We start from the raw sequence: 16,780 nt of genomic DNA, 5'->3' as shown, positions 1-16,780 counted from the left end.
TGGACTTTTTCAGCCTGAGTCAAGAAATTCGAAAGCTCTTAAGTCTGATTGGCTTTTTCAATGTGAAATTTGTTTTCACACTCCCAAAGAGGTATTAGTGTCGTGTCTCAATCTTATATCAATGTTATCGGTGCTGGTTTGGCAGGTTCTGAAGCAGCCTACCAAATTGCAGAACGTGGTATTCCAGTTAAACTTTATGAAATGCGTGGTGTCAAGTCAACACCTCAACACAAAACAGACAATTTTGCTGAGTTGGTTTGCTCCAATTCCCTACGTGGGGATGCTTTGACCAATGCTGTCGGGCTACTCAAGGAAGAAATGCGCCGCTTGGGTTCTGTCATTTTGGAATCAGCAGAAGCTACACGTGTTCCTGCAGGCGGTGCCCTTGCGGTGGATCGCGATGGTTTCTCCCAAATGGTGACCGAAAAAGTAGCCAATCATCCCTTAATCGAAGTAGTGCGTGATGAGATTACAGAATTGCCGACGGATGTTATTACGGTTGTCGCTACTGGTCCTTTGACCAGCAATGCCCTAGCTGAGAAGATTCATGCCCTTAATGACGGCGATGGCTTCTATTTCTACGATGCGGCAGCGCCTATTATCGACGTCAACACTATCGATATGAGCAAGGTTTATCTTAAGTCTCGTTATGATAAGGGGGAAGCGGCCTACCTCAATGCCCCTATGACCAAGCAAGAGTTTATGGATTTCCATGAAGCCTTGGTCAATGCGGAAGAAGCACCGCTCAATTCTTTTGAAAAAGAAAAGTACTTTGAAGGCTGTATGCCTATCGAAGTCATGGCCAAACGAGGTATTAAAACCATGCTTTATGGCCCTATGAAACCAGTCGGCCTTGAGTATCCAGACGATTATACAGGCCCTCGTGATGGAGAATTCAAAACACCTTATGCAGTGGTTCAGCTTCGTCAGGACAATGCGGCTGGTAGTCTCTACAATATCGTCGGTTTCCAGACCCACCTCAAATGGGGAGAACAAAAGCGTGTCTTCCAAATGATTCCAGGCCTTGAAAATGCGGAGTTTGTTCGTTATGGTGTCATGCACCGCAATTCTTACATGGATTCACCAAATCTTCTGGAGCAGACCTACCGTTCTAAGAAACAACCAAATCTCTTCTTTGCTGGTCAGATGACGGGTGTGGAAGGCTATGTAGAGTCCGCAGCATCAGGATTAGTTGCGGGAATTAACGCGGCTCGTCTTTTCAAGGGAGAAAGTCAAGCTATTTTCCCAGAGACGACGGCTATCGGAAGCTTAGCTCATTATATCACCCATGCTGACAGCAAACATTTTCAACCGATGAATGTCAATTTTGGGATCATCAAGGAGTTGGAAGGCGAGCGTATCCGTGACAAGAAGGCTCGTTATGAAAAAATTGCAGAGCGTGCCCTTGCTGACTTAGAGGAATTTTTAACAGTCTAATTTTTTTCAAAGAATTGCTCATGATACTATAAAAATCTTAGAAATTGTGATAAAATAGGTAGGATAAAAGAAGGAGAGTGAAAATGGCGAATCCCAAGTATAAACGTATTTTAATCAAGTTATCAGGTGAAGCCCTTGCCGGTGAACGTGGCGTAGGGATTGATATCCAAACAGTTCAAACAATCGCAAGAGAGATTCAAGAAGTTCATAGCTTAGGTATCGAAATTGCCCTTGTTATTGGTGGAGGAAATCTCTGGCGTGGAGAACCTGCTGCAGAGGCAGGAATGGACCGCGTTCAGGCAGATTACACAGGAATGCTTGGGACTGTTATGAATGCTCTTGTGATGGCAGATTCATTGCAACAAGTTGGGGTTGATACACGTGTGCAAACAGCTATTGCCATGCAACAAGTGGCAGAGCCTTATGTCCGTGGACGTGCCCTTCGTCACCTTGAAAAAGGCCGTATCGTTATCTTTGGTGCCGGAATTGGTTCACCTTACTTCTCAACCGATACAACAGCGGCTCTTCGTGCAGCTGAAATCGAAGCAGATGCCATCCTTATGGCTAAAAATGGGGTCGACGGTGTTTATAATGCTGATCCTAAGAAAGACAAGACAGCCGTTAAGTTTGAAGAATTGACTCACCGTGACGTTATCAATAAAGGTCTTCGTATCATGGACTCAACAGCTTCAACCCTCTCAATGGATAACGACATTGACTTGGTTGTCTTCAACATGAACCAACCAGGCAACATCAAACGTGTCGTATTTGGCGAAAATATCGGAACAACAGTTTCAAATAATATCTAAGAAAAGGAATAAGAAAGATTATGGCTAACGCAATTATTGAAAAAGCTAAAGAGAGAATGACCCAATCTCACCACTCACTTGCTCGTGAATTTGGTGCTATCCGTGCCGGTCGTGCCAATGCAAGCTTGCTTGACCGTGTACATGTAGAATACTATGGAGTAGAAACTCCTCTTAACCAAATCGCTTCAATTACCATTCCAGAAGCGCGTGTTTTGTTGGTAACACCATTTGACAAGTCTTCATTGAAAGACATCGAACGTGCCTTGAACGCTTCTGATCTTGGTATCACACCAGCTAACGACGGTTCTGTTATTCGTTTGGTTATCCCTGCTCTCACAGAAGAAACTCGTCGTGACCTTGCTAAAGAAGTGAAGAAGGTCGGCGAAAATGCTAAAGTGGCTGTCCGCAATATCCGTCGTGATGCTATGGACGAAGCCAAGAAACAAGAAAAAGCAAAAGAAATCACTGAAGACGAATTGAAGACTCTTGAAAAAGACATTCAAAAAGTAACAGACGATGCTGTTAAACACATCGACGACATGACTGCCAACAAAGAGAAAGAACTCTTGGAAGTCTGAGAATAAACAGAAAAACTCAGTTGGCATTGCTGGCTGAGTTTTATTCGAAAGAAGGAAATATGAATACAAATCTTGCAAGTTTTATCGTTGGACTCATCATCGATGAAAATGACCGTTTTTACTATGTGCAAAAGAATGGCCAGACCTATGCTCTTGCCAAGGAAGAAGGTCAGCATACAGTAGGGGATACGGTTAAAGGTTTTGCCTACACGGATATGAAGCAAAAACTCCGTTTGACAACTCTAGAAGTGACTGCTACTCAGGACCAATTTGGTTGGGGGCGTGTCACAGAAGTTCGTAAGGACTTGGGTGTCTTTGTGGATACAGGCCTTCCTGACAAGGAAATCGTTGTGTCACTCGATCTTCTCCCTGAGCTCAAGGAACTCTGGCCTAAGAAGGGCGACCAACTCTACATCCGTCTTGAAGTGGACAAGAAAGACCGTATCTGGGGACTCTTGGCTTATCAAGAAGACTTCCAACGTCTGGCTCGTCCTGCCTACAACAACATGCAGAACCAAAACTGGCCAGCCATTGTTTACCGCCTCAAGCTGTCAGGAACTTTTGTTTACCTGCCAGAAAACAACATGCTTGGCTTTATTCATCCGAGCGAGCGCTATGCAGAGCCACGTTTGGGTCAAGTTTTAGATGCGCGTGTCATTGGTTTCCGTGAAGTGGACCGTACCTTGAACCTCTCCCTCAAACCACGTTCTTTTGAAATGTTGGAAAATGATGCTCAGATGATTTTGACTTATTTGGAAAGCAATGGCGGTTTCATGACCTTAAATGATAAGTCATCTCCAGACGACATCAAGGCAACCTTTGGCATTTCTAAAGGTCAGTTCAAGAAAGCACTCGGTGGCTTGATGAAGGCTGGTAAAATCAAGCAAGACCAGTTTGGTACAGAGTTGATTTAGGGAGACTTATGAGAAAATCATTTTACGCTTGGCTCATGACTGAGCGCAATCCTAAAAGCAACAGTCCCAAGGCTATATTGGCAGACCTAGCTTTTGAGGAGTCAGCCTTCCCAAAACACACAGATGATTTTGATGAGGTGAGTCGCTTTTTGGAAGAACATGCCAGTTTCTCTTTTAACCTAGGAGACTTTGACGCTATCTGGCAAGAATACTTAGAACACTAGCATGATTCATTGGGTTTGGGCTAGTAATTTCTCCATCCCTCTGCTATAATAAAAAGAAATAAAAGGATTAGAGAGGTTCTTTATTTGAAGGAACATTCAATAGACATTCAACTGAGTCATCCAGATGACTTGTTTCATCTTTTTGGTTCCAATGAACGCCATCTTCGTTTGATGGAAGAAGAGCTTGATGTGGTGATTCATGCTCGTACGGAGATTGTCCAGGTTTTGGGAGAAGAGACTGCCTGTGAGGAAGCCCGTCAGGTTATTCAAGCTCTCATGGTCTTGGTGAATCGTGGGATGACCGTTGGCACGCCAGATGTGGTGACTGCGATTAGCATGGTCAAAAACGATGAAATCGACAAGTTTGTCGCCCTTTATGAAGAAGAAATCATCAAGGATAATACTGGTAAACCTATTCGTGTCAAAACTCTAGGTCAAAAGCTTTATGTGGATAGTGTCAAACAGCACGATGTGACCTTTGGAATTGGGCCAGCAGGGACAGGGAAGACCTTTCTTGCAGTTACTTTGGCCGTGACTGCCCTTAAACGTGGGCAAGTCAAGAGGATTATCCTGACTCGTCCAGCGGTGGAAGCAGGAGAGAGTCTAGGTTTTCTTCCTGGTGATCTTAAGGAGAAGGTAGATCCTTACCTTAGACCTGTTTATGATGCCTTGTATCAGATTCTGGGAAAAGACCAAACGACTCGTCTCATGGAGCGTGAAATTATCGAGATTGCACCTCTTGCCTACATGCGTGGACGAACCTTGGATGATGCCTTTGTCATTCTCGATGAGGCTCAAAATACGACCATCATGCAGATGAAAATGTTCTTGACGCGTTTAGGTTTTAATTCTAAGATGATTGTCAATGGAGATGTCAGTCAGATTGACCTGCCACGTAATGTCAAGTCAGGTTTGATTGACGCCCAAGAAAAGCTCAAGAACATTCACCAGATTGCCTTTGTTCATTTTTCAGCCAAGGATGTGGTTCGCCATCCAGTTGTCGCTCAGATTATCCGAGCTTATGAACCAGCACCGGTTAAAAAAGAAGAGAGTGAAGAATTAGATCCTCAACCTCTATCTGAAGGATAGTTCTTTTGTACTTAAAATTATCTCAATACCAAGTATAAATTTGCTTTTTAAATGTTTCATTAAATATCCTTATATTAGTTAGAAACTTTTCAAGTGGTGGAATCCTATGGAATCAATCTTTTTAAAACTAGCTCAGTATCCGATAGTGGAGACAGAGCGTTTATTGCTTAGACCTGTAACTTTGGATGATGCGGAAGCTATGTTTGAGTATGCCTCGGATAAGGATAATACACGTTACACTTTTCTAACCAATCAAAATTTAGAAGAAACTAAAAATAATATTGCTCAGTTTTATTTAGCCAATCCATTAGGGAGTTGGGGAATAGAACTGAAATGCAATGGCAAATTTATTGGAACCATTGACTTGCACAAGATTGATTCTGTTCTTAAGAAGGCAGCTATTGGTTACATTATCAATAAAAAATATTGGAATCAAGGATTGACGACAGAAGCCAATCGTGCTGTGATTGAGCTAGCTTTTGAGAAGATAGGAATGAATAAGTTGATTGCCCTTCACGATAAGGACAATCCCGCGTCAGGAAAGGTCATGGAGAAATCAGGAATGGGTTTTTCCCACGAAGAAGCTTATGCTTGTATGGACCAGCATGAAAAAGGCCGAATCGTTACAAGAGTTCATTATGTATTGACCAAGGAAGACTATTTTGCAAATAAATAAGCAGTTGAAAAGAAATTTTCGACTGTTTTTTCTTTCTCTTACGAATAATCTAAGAGAGGAGAAAATATGGAAGCAATTATCGAGAAAATCAAAGAGTATAAAATCATTGTCATCTGTACTGGTCTGGGCTTACTTGTAGGAGGATTTTTCCTGCTAAAACCAGCTCCACAAACACCTGTAAAAGAAACGAATTTGCAGGCAGAAGTTGCAGCTGTTTCCAAGGATTCGGTATTCGAAAAGGAAGAACCCCTTGAACAAGACCTAATCACAGTAGATGTGAAGGGGGCTGTTAAATCGCCAGGGATTTATGATTTGCCTGTAGGTAGTCGAGTCAATGACGCTGTTCAGAAGGCAGGTGGCTTGACAGAGCAAGCAGACAGCAAGTTACTCAATCTAGCACAGAAAGTTAGTGATGAGGCTCTGGTTTACGTCCCAACTAAGGGAGAAGAATCAGCTAGTCAGCAGGCAGGTTCTGGGACAGCTTCTTCGACGAACAAGGAAAAGAAAATCAATCTCAATAAGGCTAGTCTGGAAGAACTCAAGCAGGTCAAGGGACTGGGAGGAAAACGAGCTCAAGACATTATCGACCATCGTGAAACAAATGGCAAGTTCAAGTCAGTAGAAGAACTCAAGAAGGTCTCTGGCATTGGTGCTAAAACGATAGAAAAGCTAAAAGACTATGTTACAGTGGATTAAGAATTTCCCCATTCCCCTAATCTATCTGAGTTTTCTATTGCTCTGGCTTTACTACGCCATTTTCTCAGCATCCTATCTTGCTTTGTTGGGCTTTGTTTTTCTGCTAGTCTGTCTCTTTATCCAATTTCCGTGGAAATCAGCAGGCAAAGTTCTAGTGATTTGTGGAGTCTTTGGCTTCTGGTTTCTGTTTCAAAATTGGCAACAGAGTCAAGCAAGTCAAAATTTGGCGGATTCTGTTGAAAGAGTACGGATTTTACCAGACACTATTAAGGTCAATGGTGACAGTCTATCCTTTCGTGGCAAGTCTGATGGACGCATTTTTCAAGTTTATTATAAACTCCAGTCCGAGGAGGAGAAAGAAACTTTTCAAGCTTTAACCGACCTTCATGAGATAGGACTAGAAGGGAAGCTTTCGGAGCCAGAAGGGCAGAGAAATTTTGGTGGATTTGACTACCAAGCCTATCTGAAAACTCAGGGGATTTACCAGACACTCAACATCAAAAAGAGCCAGTCACTCCAAAAGGTTGGCAGTTGGGATATAGGTGAAAACCTGTCCAGTTTACGCCGTAAGGCTGTAGTTTGGACTAAGACGCACTTTCCAGACCCTATGCGTAACTATATGACGGGGCTTCTGTTAGGACATCTGGACACCGACTTTGAGGAGATGAATGAGCTTTATTCTAGTCTAGGAATTATCCACCTCTTTGCCCTGTCTGGCATGCAGGTAGGTTTTTTCATGGACGGATTTAAGAAACTTCTCTTGCGATTGGGCTTGACCCAAGAAAAGTTGAAATTTCTGACTTATCCCTTTTCCCTTATCTATGCAGGCCTAACTGGATTTTCGGCATCGGTCATTCGCAGTCTCTTGCAGAAGCTACTGGCTCAACATGGTGTTAAGGGATTAGATAATTTTGCCTTGACGGTGCTTGTCCTCTTTATCATCATGCCCAACTTTTTCCTGACTGCAGGAGGAGTCTTGTCCTGCGCTTATGCTTTTATCTTGACCATGACCAGCAAAGAAGGGGAGGGGCTTAAGGCTATTGCCAGAGAAAGTCTAGTCATCTCCTTAGGAATATTGCCCATTCTGTCCTTCTATTTTGCGGAATTTCAACCTTGGTCCATCCTTTTGACCTTTGTCTTTTCCTTTCTTTTTGACTTGGTCTTCTTACCGCTCTTGTCTATCTTATTTGCCCTTTCCTTTCTATATCCAGTCATTCAGCTGAATTTTATCTTTGAATGGTTGGAGGGCATTATTCGCTTGGTATCGCAGGTGGCAAGTAGGCCTCTAGTCTTTGGACAACCCAATGCATGGCTTTTAATCTTATTGTTAATTTCCTTGGCTTTAGTTTATGATTTGAGGAAAAACATTAAAAGGCTAGCAGTGTTGAGCTTATTGATTACAGGTCTCTTTTTCTTGACCAAGTATCCACTGGAAAATGAAATTACCATGCTGGATATTGGGCAAGGCGAAAGTATTTTCCTACGGGATGTAACTGGTAAGACCATTCTCATAGATGTCGGTGGCAAGGTAGAATCTGATAAGAAAATCGAAAAATGGCAAGAAAAGACGACGACCAGCAATGCACAGAGAAGCTTGATACCTTATCTTAAAAGTCGAGGAGTGGCCAAGATTGACCAGCTGATTTTGACAAATACGGACAAGGAACATGTTGGAGATTTGTTGGAGGCGACCAAGGCTTTCCATGTAGTCGAAATTTTAGTGTCCAAAGGCAGTTTGAAACAGAAGGAATTTGTGGCAGAACTACAGACTACTCAAACCAAGGTGCGTAGTGTGACAGTAGGAGAGAACTTGCCAATTTTCGGAAGCCAGTTAGAAGTCCTATCTCCAAGAAAAATGGGAGATGGAGGTCATGAAGACTCCCTAGTTCTGTATGGAAAACTCTTGGATAAGCACTTTCTCTTCACTGGAAATTTGGAGGAGAAAGGAGAGAAGGAATTGTTGAAGAAGTATCTTGACCTAGAAGTGGATGTTTTGAAAGCTGGTCAACATGGTTCTAAAAATTCATCAAGTTCAGTCTTTCTAGAACAGCTCAAACCAGAGATCACTCTCATCTCAGTTGGAAAGAACAATCGAACGAAACTACCCCATCAGGAAATCTTGACACGACTGGAAGGTATCAATAGCAAAGTATATCGAACTGACCAACAAGGAGCTATACGCTTTAAAGGTTGGAAAAGTTGGAAAATCGAAAGCGTTCGATAGGAAGGACAAATATTATATATTAGTAAAATAAACTAAAAATCTGTTGCATAATAATGATAAAAACGATATAATGAAAACGTCTTCATTTTTAATGATATAAAACCATTAAAAATTAGCAAAAATCGTTTAATTAGTTAGTTTATAATCCATTGGTCTTTTTCAGTCCAGTATATATGCTGTGAGCGTTCTTAAAACTTATCGGTATGATTGGAATACCTACTATAAGTCTAGTATGAATTACCACAGATATAGCTATACTAACGATCCATCATGGTTTCGTTATTATAGCTATTCTGAGTATCCAGTTGGTAGTGGTTGGAATTACGATCGTTATGAGGTACTAAACTACTACAGCGGAGGCTATTAATTCTTAAAGAGTGATAAAAAGGAGGGCTAGATATGTTGCAGCTTACTCATGTGACCTTAAAAACGCGACAAGTCATCTTACAAGATGTTGATTTTACATTTGAAAAGGGTAGGATTTATGGTATTCTTGCTATCAATGGCTCTGGAAAGACGACACTGTTCCGCGCCATTAGCAATTTAATTCCTATAAGTAGTGGAAATATTGTAGCCCCTCCTTCTTTATTTTATTATGAAAGCATTGAATGGCTGGATGAAAATTTAAGTGGGATGGACTATCTTCGCCTTATCAAAAACATCTGGAAGTCAGACCTAAACTTGAGGGATGAAATTGATTACTGGGAAATGTCGGACTATGTCAGACTTCCCATTCGCAAGTATTCCTTAGGCATGAAGCAACGCTTGGTGATTGCCATGTATTTCCTCAGTCAGGCCAAATGCTGGCTCATGGATGAGATTACAAATGGCTTAGATGAGTATTATCGTCAGAAGTTTTTTGATAGGCTAGCACAAATCGATAGACAAGAACAGCTGGTTCTTTTAAGTTCCCACTATAAGGAAGAGTTGCTTGATGTCTGCGATAGAGTAGTAACCATTCATCAGGGGCAAATAGAAGAGGTTTAGTTTATGAAAGATGTTAGTCTATTTTTATTAAAGAAAGTTTTCAAAAGTCGTTTAAACTGGATTATCTTACTTTTATTTGCATCTGTACTCGGTGTTACCTTTTATTTCAATAGTCGGACTGCAAACTCATTCAGCTTGGAGAGCAGGTTGGAAACTCGTATTGCAGCCAACGAGAGAGCTATCAATGAAAATGAAGAGAAGCTCTCCCAAATGTCTGACACCAGCTCGGAGGAATACCAGATTGCTAAAAGTGATTTAGACTTGCAAAAAAATCTTTTGACGCGAAAGACAGAAATTCTGACTTTATTAAAAGAAGGGCGCTGGAAAGAAGCCTACTATTTGCAGTGGCAAGATGAAGAGAAGAATTATGAATTTGTATCAAATGACCCGACTTCTAGCTCTGAATTAAAAATGGGGGTTGACCGTGAACGGAAGATTTACCAAGCCCTGTATCCTTTGAACATAAAAGCACATACTTTGGAGTTTCCTACCCACGGGATTGATCAGATTGTCTGGATTTTAGAGGCTATCATCCCAACCTTGTTTGTGATTGCGATTATTTTTATGCTAACGCAACTATTTGCAGAAAGATATCAAAATCATCTGGACACTGCTCAATTATATCCTTTTTCAAAAGTGACATTTGCCATGTCCTCTCTTGGAGTTGGAGTGGGCTATGTAAGTGTGCTGTTTATCGGAATCAGCGGATTTTCTTTTCTAGTGGGAAGTCTGATAAGTGGTTTTGGACAGTTAGATTATCCCTACCCGATTTATAGCTTAGTGAATCAAGAGGTAACTATTGGAAAAATACAAGATGTGTTATTTCCTGGCTTGTTATTAGCTTTCTTAGCCTTTATCGTCATTGTGGAAGTCGTCTACTTGATTGCTTACTTTTTCAAGCAAAAAATGCCTGTCCTCTTTCTTTCCCTCATTGGGATTGTTGGCTTATTGTTTGGTATCCAAACAATTCAGCCTCTTCAAAGGATTGCACATCTGATTCCCTTTACTTACTTGCGTTCAGTGGAGATTTTGTCTGGAAGCTTACCTAAGCAAATTGATAATGTCAATCTGAATTGGGGTATGGGGCTAGTCTTACTTCCTTGCTTGATTATCCTTTTGTTAGTGGGGATTCTATTTATCGAAAGATGGGGAAGTTCACGTAAAAAAGAAGTTTTTAAGGCTTAGTTTTCCTATGGGGAAGCTAAAGAAAAACTAATATAGGGAGGGAATCAACTTGGTTCTCTCTTTTTGATTAGGAAATCAATGCAAAATACAAACACAAACTTTTCAAAAAAATAACTTTTTATCTTGACAAGAGCTAGAAAACTTGGTATCATATAAAAGTTGAGAAAAGCAGAAGTGAGAGCTTCTCGCCTTGTGACATTAAGTTGCCTGGCCCTACGGATGAAAAGTTTCTAAGAAACGCTATCATAACGTGCGGGCTTGTATATTTACGAGTCCGCTATTGTTTTTCTCTAATAAAACAAAAGAGGTGAAAACCATAGCAAAGCAAGACTTATTCATCAATGATGAGATTCGTGTACGTGAAGTTCGCTTGATTGGTCTTGAAGGAGAACAGCTAGGCATCAAGCCACTCAGTGAAGCGCAAGCTTTGGCTGATAACGCTAATGTTGACCTAGTATTGATTCAACCCCAAGCCAAACCGCCTGTTGCAAAAATTATGGACTACGGTAAGTTCAAATTTGAGTACCAGAAGAAGCAAAAAGAACAACGCAAAAAACAAAGTGTTGTTACTGTGAAAGAAGTTCGTCTAAGTCCAACTATTGACAAGGGTGACTTTGATACAAAACTTCGCAATGCACGCAAATTCCTTGAAAAAGGAAATAAAGTTAAGGTATCTATTCGCTTTAAGGGTCGTATGATTACCCATAAAGAGATTGGTGCAAAAGTTTTAGCCGAGTTTGCTGAAGCAACTCAAGATATTGCCATCATCGAACAACGTGCTAAAATGGATGGACGTCAAATGTTCATGCAATTGGCGCCAGCGACTGACAAAAAATAATTGTCAGAAAGTTAAATAAAGGAGAAAAAATCATGCCAAAACAAAAAACACACCGCGCATCAGCTAAACGTTTCAAACGTACAGGTTCTGGTGGACTTAAACGTTTCCGTGCTTACACTTCTCACCGTTTCCACGGAAAAACTAAGAAACAACGTCGTCATCTTCGTAAAGCATCTATGGTGCATTCAGGAGATTACAAACGTATCAAAGCAATGCTTACTCGCTTGAAATAATAGCTTGACTGTAAGTAAACAATTCTAGGAAATATTTGGAGGAAATAAAACATGGCACGTGTTAAAGGTGGCGTTGTATCACGCAAACGTCGTAAACGTATTCTTAAATTAGCAAAAGGTTACTATGGAGCTAAACACATCTTGTTCCGTACTGCAAAAGAACAAGTAATGAACTCTTACTACTATGCATACCGTGACCGTCGTCAGAAAAAACGTGACTTCCGCAAATTGTGGATCACTCGTATCAATGCGGCAGCTCGTATGAACGGACTTTCATACTCACAATTGATGCATGGTTTGAAATTGGCTGAGATCGAAGTTAACCGTAAAATGCTTGCTGACTTGGCTGTTAATGATGCAGCAGCTTTCACAGCTCTTGCAGATGCAGCTAAAGCAAAACTTGGTAAATAATAACAGATAAGACTGGAACAGGATTGTCCCAGTCTTTTTAAAAATAAAGGAGAAAAATATGGCTTCAAAAATGCTACATACTTGCTTGCGAGTAGAAAATCTTGAAAAATCAATTGCATTCTATCAAGATGCTTTTGGTTTTAAAGAATTGCGTCGCAGAGATTTTCCAGACCATGCCTTCACGATTGTCTATCTAGGACTTGAGGGTGACGACTATGAATTGGAGTTGACTTATAACTACGATCACGGTCCGTATGTGGTTGGTGATGGGTTTGCCCATATCGCCCTCAGTACACCTGATCTTGAAGCTCTTTATCAAGAGCACAGTGCCAAAGGCTATGAAGTGACTGAACCAAATGGTCTACCAGGAACTGCACCAAACTATTACTTTATCAAAGACCCTGATGGCTACAAGGTCGAAGTCATTCGTGAAAAATAATCTTGTGAAGTCAAGTAGAATGTTCGTTTTCTACTTGACTTTTTTTAGCTGAAAGAGTATACTAATAAAAATTTAACCTTTAAGGGGAGTTCAGAGAGACTCACAAGGTGTCAGATAAAAGAATAGTACAATTTTCTAGAGGAGACTTTTTGAGTGTGCTCTCTTGTGTTGTACGATTTTAACTGAGGCCTTGCATTAGCAAGGTCTTTTCTTTGTCTGGTCCCCTTAAAATTTAAGGAGGAAAAGTCATGAATCCCACATGTAAGAAACGTTTGGGTGCAATTCGTTTGGAAACCATGAAGGTGGTTGCACAGGAGGAAATCGCGCCAGCAATCTTTGAACTAGTCCTAGAAGGAGAAATGGTTGAAGCCATGCGAGCAGGCCAATTTCTTCATCTGCGTGTGCCTGATGATGCCCATCTTTTGCGTCGTCCTATTTCAATTTCGTCTATCGATAAGGTTAAGAAGCAGTGTCACCTTATTTACCGGATTGAGGGAGCTGGGACAGCTATTTTCTCAACCCTAAGTCAGGGAGATACTCTTGATGTGATGGGGCCTCAGGGAAATGGTTTTGACTTGTCTGACCTAGATAAGCAGAGCAAGGTTCTCTTAGTTGGTGGGGGAATTGGTGTACCTCCCTTACTTGAGGTAGCCAAGGAATTGCATGCGCGTGGTGTGAAAGTAGTGACAGTCCTCGGTTTTGCTAACAAGGATGCTGTTATCCTTGAAACGGAATTGGCCCAATATGGGCAGGTCTTTGTAACGACAGATGATGGTTCTTATGGCATCAAGGGGAATGTTTCTGTTGTCATCAAGGATTTAGACAGTCAGTTTGATGCTGTTTATTCTTGTGGGGCGCCTGGAATGATGAAGTATATCAATCAAACCTTTTATGACCACCCAAGAGCCTATCTATCTCTGGAATCTCGTATGGCTTGTGGGATGGGTGCCTGCTATGCCTGTGTCCTAAAAGTGCCAGAAAGCGAGACGGTCAGCCAACGTGTCTGTGAAGATGGCCCTGTTTTCCGTACAGGAACAGTTTTATTATAAGGAGAAAATTATGACTAGAAATCGTTTACAAGTTTCTCTACCTGGCTTGGATTTGAAAAATCCGATTATTCCAGCATCAGGCTGTTTTGGTTTTGGACAAGAGTATGCCAAGTACTATGATTTAGACCTTTTAGGTTCTATTATGATCAAGGCGACAACTCTTGAACCACGCTTTGGCAATCCAACTCCAAGGGTGGCAGAAACACCTGCTGGCATGCTCAATGCAATTGGCTTACAAAATCCTGGTTTGGAAGTTGTTTTGGCTGAAAAGTTACCTTGGCTGGAAAGAGAATATCCAAATCTTCCTATTATTGCCAATGTAGCTGGTTTTTCAAAACAAGAGTATGCAGCTGTTTCTCATGGTATTTCCAAGGCAGCCAATGTAAAGGCTATTGAGCTCAATATTTCTTGCCCCAATGTTGACCACTGTAATCACGGACTTTTGATTGGTCAAGACCCAGATTTAGCTTATGATGTGGTGAAAGCAGCTGTGGAAGCCTCTGATGTACCAGTTTATGTCAAACTAACCCCTAGTGTGACGGATATCGTCACTGTCGCAAAAGCTGCAGAAGATGCAGGGGCAAGTGGCTTAACCATGATCAATACTCTGGTTGGAATGCGCTTTGACCTCAAAACCAGAAAACCAATCTTGGCCAATGGAACAGGTGGAATGTCTGGTCCAGCAGTTTTTCCAGTAGCCCTCAAACTCATCCGCCAAGTCGCCCAAACTACAGACCTGCCCATCATTGGAATGGGAGGAGTGGATTCGGCTGAAGTTGCCTTAGAAATGTATCTGGCTGGAGCATCTGCTATTGGAGTTGGAACAGCTAACTTTACTAATCCATATGCCTGTCCTGATATCATCGAAAATTTACCAAAGGTTATGGATAAATATGGCATAAGCAGTCTAGAAAATCTACGCAAGGAAGTAAAAGAGTCTCTGAGGTAAACTGTAATCAATCTGCTCTTGATTTTTTATCAGTTTGTAATGTTGATTATAGAGAATTTTGATATAATGAAATGAGTAAGAACAGAGGAAGTAAATTAATGAAGAAAGTAAGATTTATTTTTTTAGCCCTGCTATTTTTCTTAGCTAGTCCAGAGGGTGTCATGGCCAGTGATGGTACTTGGCAAGGAAAACAATACCTGAAAGCAGATGGCAACCAAGCGGCTAATGAGTGGGTTTTTGATGCTCATTATCAGTCTTGGTTTTATATCAAAGCAGATGCTAACTATGCTGAAAATGAATGGTTGAAGCAAGGTGACGACTATTTTTACCTCAAATCTGGTGGCTATATGGCCAAATCAGAATGGGTAGAAGACAAGGGAGCCTTCTATTATCTTGACCAAAATGGAAAGATGAAAAGAAATGCGTGGCTAGGAACTTCCTATGTTGGTGCAACAGGTTCCAAGGTAATAGAAGATTGGGTCTATGATTCTCAATACGACGCTTGGTTTTATATAAAAGCAGATGGCCAGCACGCAGAGAAAGAATGGCTCCAAATCAAGGGTAAGGACTATTATTTTAAATCTGGTGGTTATCTACTGACAAGTCAGTGGATTGACCAGGCTTATGTGAATGCCAGTGGTGCCAAAGTACAGCAAGGTTGGCTTTTTGACAAACAATACCAATCTTGGTTTTACATCAAAGAAAATGGAAATCATGCTGATAAAGAATGGATTTTCGAGAATGGTCACTATTATTATCTAAAATCCGGTGGCTACATGGCAGCCAATGAATGGATTTGGGATAAGGAATCTTGGTTTTACCTCAAGTCTGATGGCAAAATGGCTGAAAAAGAATGGGTCTACGATTCTAAAAGTCAAGCTTGGTACTACTTCAAATCCGGTGGCTACATGACAGCCAATGAATGGATTTGGGATAAGGAATCTTGGTTTTACCTCAAGTCTGATGGCAAAATGGCTGAGAAAGAATGGTTATACGATTCTAAAAGTCAAGCCTGGTACTACTTCAAATCTGGTGGCTACATGGCGAAAAATGAGACAGTAGATGGTTATCAGCTTGGAAGCGACGGTAAATGGCTTGGAGAAAAAGCTACAAATGAAAATGCTGCTTACTATCAAGTAGTGCCTGTTACAGCAAATGTTTATGATGCAGATGGTGAAAAGCTCTCCTATATATCGCAAGGTAGTGTCGTCTGGCTAGATAAGGATAGAAAAAGTGATGACAAGCGCTTGGCTATTACTATTTCTGGTTTGTCAGGCTATATGAAAACAGAAGATTTACAAGCACTAGATTCTAGCAAGGATTTTATCCCTTATTATGAGAGTGATGGACACCGTTTTTATCACTATGTGGCTCAGAATGCTAGTATTCCAGTAGCTTCTCATATTTCTGATATGGAAGTAGGCAAGAAATATTATTCGGCAGATGGGCTGTATTTTGATGGTTTTAAGCTTGAAAATCCCTTCCTTTTCAAAGACTTGACAGAGGCTACAAACTATAGTGCTGAGGATTTGGATAAGGTATTTAGTCTGTTAAATATTGGCAATAGTCTCTTGGAAAATAAGGGAGCTACCTTTAAGGAAGCCGAAGAGCATTACCATATCAATGCCCTCTATCTCCTTGCTCATAGTGCCTTAGAAAGTGACTGGGGACGAAGTAAAATTGCCAAAGATAAGAATAATTTCTTTGGAATTACAGCCTATGATACGACCCCTTACCTTTCTGCCAAGACATTTGATGATGTGGATAAGGGAATTTTAGGTGCAACCAAGTGGATTAAGGAGAATTATATCGATAGGGGCAGAACTTTCCTTGGAAACAAGGCGTCTGGTATGAATGTGGAATATGCCTCAGACCCTTATTGGGGTGAAAAAATTGCTAGTGTGATGATGAAAATCAATGAGAAACTAGGTGGTAAAGATTAGTCCTATAATTGATACTCTTCGAAAATCTCTTCAAACCACGTCAGCGTCGCCTTACCGTATAGATGTTACTGACTTCGTCAGTTCTATCTGCAACCTCAA

Annotated in this window: 19 protein-coding genes and 1 other annotated feature; all 19 genes read left to right on the top strand. The window is 41.1% G+C overall.

From position 1 onward, the window contains the following. Positions 1 to 102: 102 nt before the first annotated feature. The 19 genes from trmFO (at position 103) to HT730_RS09980 (ending at position 16,681) form a co-directional block, all read left to right on the top strand. The gene (trmFO, locus tag HT730_RS10065; protein ID WP_173307511.1) at positions 103 to 1,437 is read left to right on the top strand and encodes a methylenetetrahydrofolate--tRNA-(uracil(54)-C(5))-methyltransferase (FADH(2)-oxidizing) TrmFO; all 1,335 of its coding nucleotides are present in this window, start codon (positions 103 to 105) and stop codon (positions 1,435 to 1,437) included. An 83-nt stretch (positions 1,438 to 1,520) separates the two neighbouring features. Then, entirely contained in the window at positions 1,521 to 2,246 is a 726-nt protein-coding gene (gene pyrH, locus HT730_RS10060; protein WP_173307510.1) for a UMP kinase, read from the top strand. 20 nt (positions 2,247 to 2,266) lie between these two features. Continuing rightward, the gene (gene frr, locus HT730_RS10055) at positions 2,267 to 2,824 is read left to right on the top strand and encodes a ribosome recycling factor (protein WP_001262220.1); all 558 of its coding nucleotides are present in this window, start codon (positions 2,267 to 2,269) and stop codon (positions 2,822 to 2,824) included. 59 nt (positions 2,825 to 2,883) lie between these two features. Continuing rightward, positions 2,884 to 3,738 (top strand): RNA-binding virulence regulatory protein CvfB, encoded by an 855-nt coding sequence (gene cvfB / locus HT730_RS10050; protein WP_173307509.1) that lies wholly within the window; start codon positions 2,884 to 2,886, stop codon positions 3,736 to 3,738. Between the two features lie 8 nt (positions 3,739 to 3,746). Then, positions 3,747 to 3,962: a YozE family protein gene (locus HT730_RS10045; protein ID WP_042901104.1), complete on the top strand. Its 216-nt coding sequence runs from the start codon at positions 3,747 to 3,749 to the stop codon at positions 3,960 to 3,962. A gap of 84 nt (positions 3,963 to 4,046) precedes the next feature. Continuing rightward, on the top strand, positions 4,047 to 5,051 hold the full coding sequence (locus tag HT730_RS10040; RefSeq protein ID WP_173307508.1) for a PhoH family protein: 1,005 nt from the start codon (positions 4,047 to 4,049) through the stop codon (positions 5,049 to 5,051). 106 nt (positions 5,052 to 5,157) lie between these two features. Beyond that, positions 5,158 to 5,727: a GNAT family N-acetyltransferase gene (locus tag HT730_RS10035; RefSeq protein ID WP_049511761.1), complete on the top strand. Its 570-nt coding sequence runs from the start codon at positions 5,158 to 5,160 to the stop codon at positions 5,725 to 5,727. A gap of 66 nt (positions 5,728 to 5,793) precedes the next feature. Beyond that, the gene (locus HT730_RS10030; protein ID WP_173307507.1) at positions 5,794 to 6,423 is read left to right on the top strand and encodes a helix-hairpin-helix domain-containing protein; all 630 of its coding nucleotides are present in this window, start codon (positions 5,794 to 5,796) and stop codon (positions 6,421 to 6,423) included. After that, entirely contained in the window at positions 6,407 to 8,647 is a 2,241-nt protein-coding gene (locus HT730_RS10025) for a DNA internalization-related competence protein ComEC/Rec2 (protein ID WP_173307506.1), read from the top strand. The genes HT730_RS10030 and HT730_RS10025 overlap by 17 nt, the downstream gene beginning before the upstream one ends. 178 nt (positions 8,648 to 8,825) lie before the next feature. Next, positions 8,826 to 9,014 (top strand): hypothetical protein, encoded by a 189-nt coding sequence (locus tag HT730_RS10715; protein WP_338618510.1) that lies wholly within the window; start codon positions 8,826 to 8,828, stop codon positions 9,012 to 9,014. A gap of 32 nt (positions 9,015 to 9,046) precedes the next feature. Then, positions 9,047 to 9,634, top strand: a complete 588-nt coding sequence (locus tag HT730_RS10020; RefSeq protein WP_084588538.1) for an ABC transporter ATP-binding protein — start codon at positions 9,047 to 9,049, stop codon at positions 9,632 to 9,634. Positions 9,635 to 9,637: 3 nt separating this feature from the next. Further along, positions 9,638 to 10,819, top strand: coding sequence for a hypothetical protein (locus HT730_RS10015; protein WP_173307505.1), 1,182 nt, complete (start codon positions 9,638 to 9,640; stop codon positions 10,817 to 10,819). A 160-nt stretch (positions 10,820 to 10,979) separates the two neighbouring features. Beyond that, positions 10,980 to 11,111, top strand: a sequence feature (ribosomal protein L20 leader region). 15 nt (positions 11,112 to 11,126) lie between these two features. Further along, positions 11,127 to 11,657: a translation initiation factor IF-3 gene (gene infC / locus HT730_RS10010; RefSeq protein WP_000848180.1), complete on the top strand. Its 531-nt coding sequence runs from the start codon at positions 11,127 to 11,129 to the stop codon at positions 11,655 to 11,657. A gap of 32 nt (positions 11,658 to 11,689) precedes the next feature. After that, positions 11,690 to 11,890, top strand: coding sequence for a 50S ribosomal protein L35 (rpmI, locus tag HT730_RS10005; RefSeq protein ID WP_001125943.1), 201 nt, complete (start codon positions 11,690 to 11,692; stop codon positions 11,888 to 11,890). A gap of 51 nt (positions 11,891 to 11,941) precedes the next feature. Then, the gene (rplT, locus tag HT730_RS10000; RefSeq protein WP_000124834.1) at positions 11,942 to 12,301 is read left to right on the top strand and encodes a 50S ribosomal protein L20; all 360 of its coding nucleotides are present in this window, start codon (positions 11,942 to 11,944) and stop codon (positions 12,299 to 12,301) included. Between the two features lie 58 nt (positions 12,302 to 12,359). Then, positions 12,360 to 12,740, top strand: coding sequence for a VOC family protein (locus HT730_RS09995; RefSeq protein WP_173307504.1), 381 nt, complete (start codon positions 12,360 to 12,362; stop codon positions 12,738 to 12,740). A 248-nt stretch (positions 12,741 to 12,988) separates the two neighbouring features. Further along, positions 12,989 to 13,789 (top strand): dihydroorotate dehydrogenase electron transfer subunit, encoded by an 801-nt coding sequence (locus tag HT730_RS09990; RefSeq protein ID WP_173307503.1) that lies wholly within the window; start codon positions 12,989 to 12,991, stop codon positions 13,787 to 13,789. Next, on the top strand, positions 13,752 to 14,738 hold the full coding sequence (locus HT730_RS09985; protein ID WP_173307502.1) for a dihydroorotate dehydrogenase: 987 nt from the start codon (positions 13,752 to 13,754) through the stop codon (positions 14,736 to 14,738). The genes HT730_RS09990 and HT730_RS09985 overlap by 38 nt, the downstream gene beginning before the upstream one ends. A 71-nt stretch (positions 14,739 to 14,809) precedes the next feature. Beyond that, a complete protein-coding gene (locus HT730_RS09980) occupies positions 14,810 to 16,681 on the top strand; it encodes a glucosaminidase domain-containing protein (protein WP_240151484.1) in 1,872 nt (623 codons plus the stop codon). The last annotated feature ends 99 nt before the right edge of the window (positions 16,682 to 16,780 follow it).

It is taken from the genome of Streptococcus sp. k-628, from assembly GCF_013277475.1.
Taxonomy (GTDB): domain Bacteria; phylum Bacillota; class Bacilli; order Lactobacillales; family Streptococcaceae; genus Streptococcus.
Note: the sequence above shows the minus strand (reverse complement) of the source record. Positions and strands in the feature narration are given on the sequence as shown.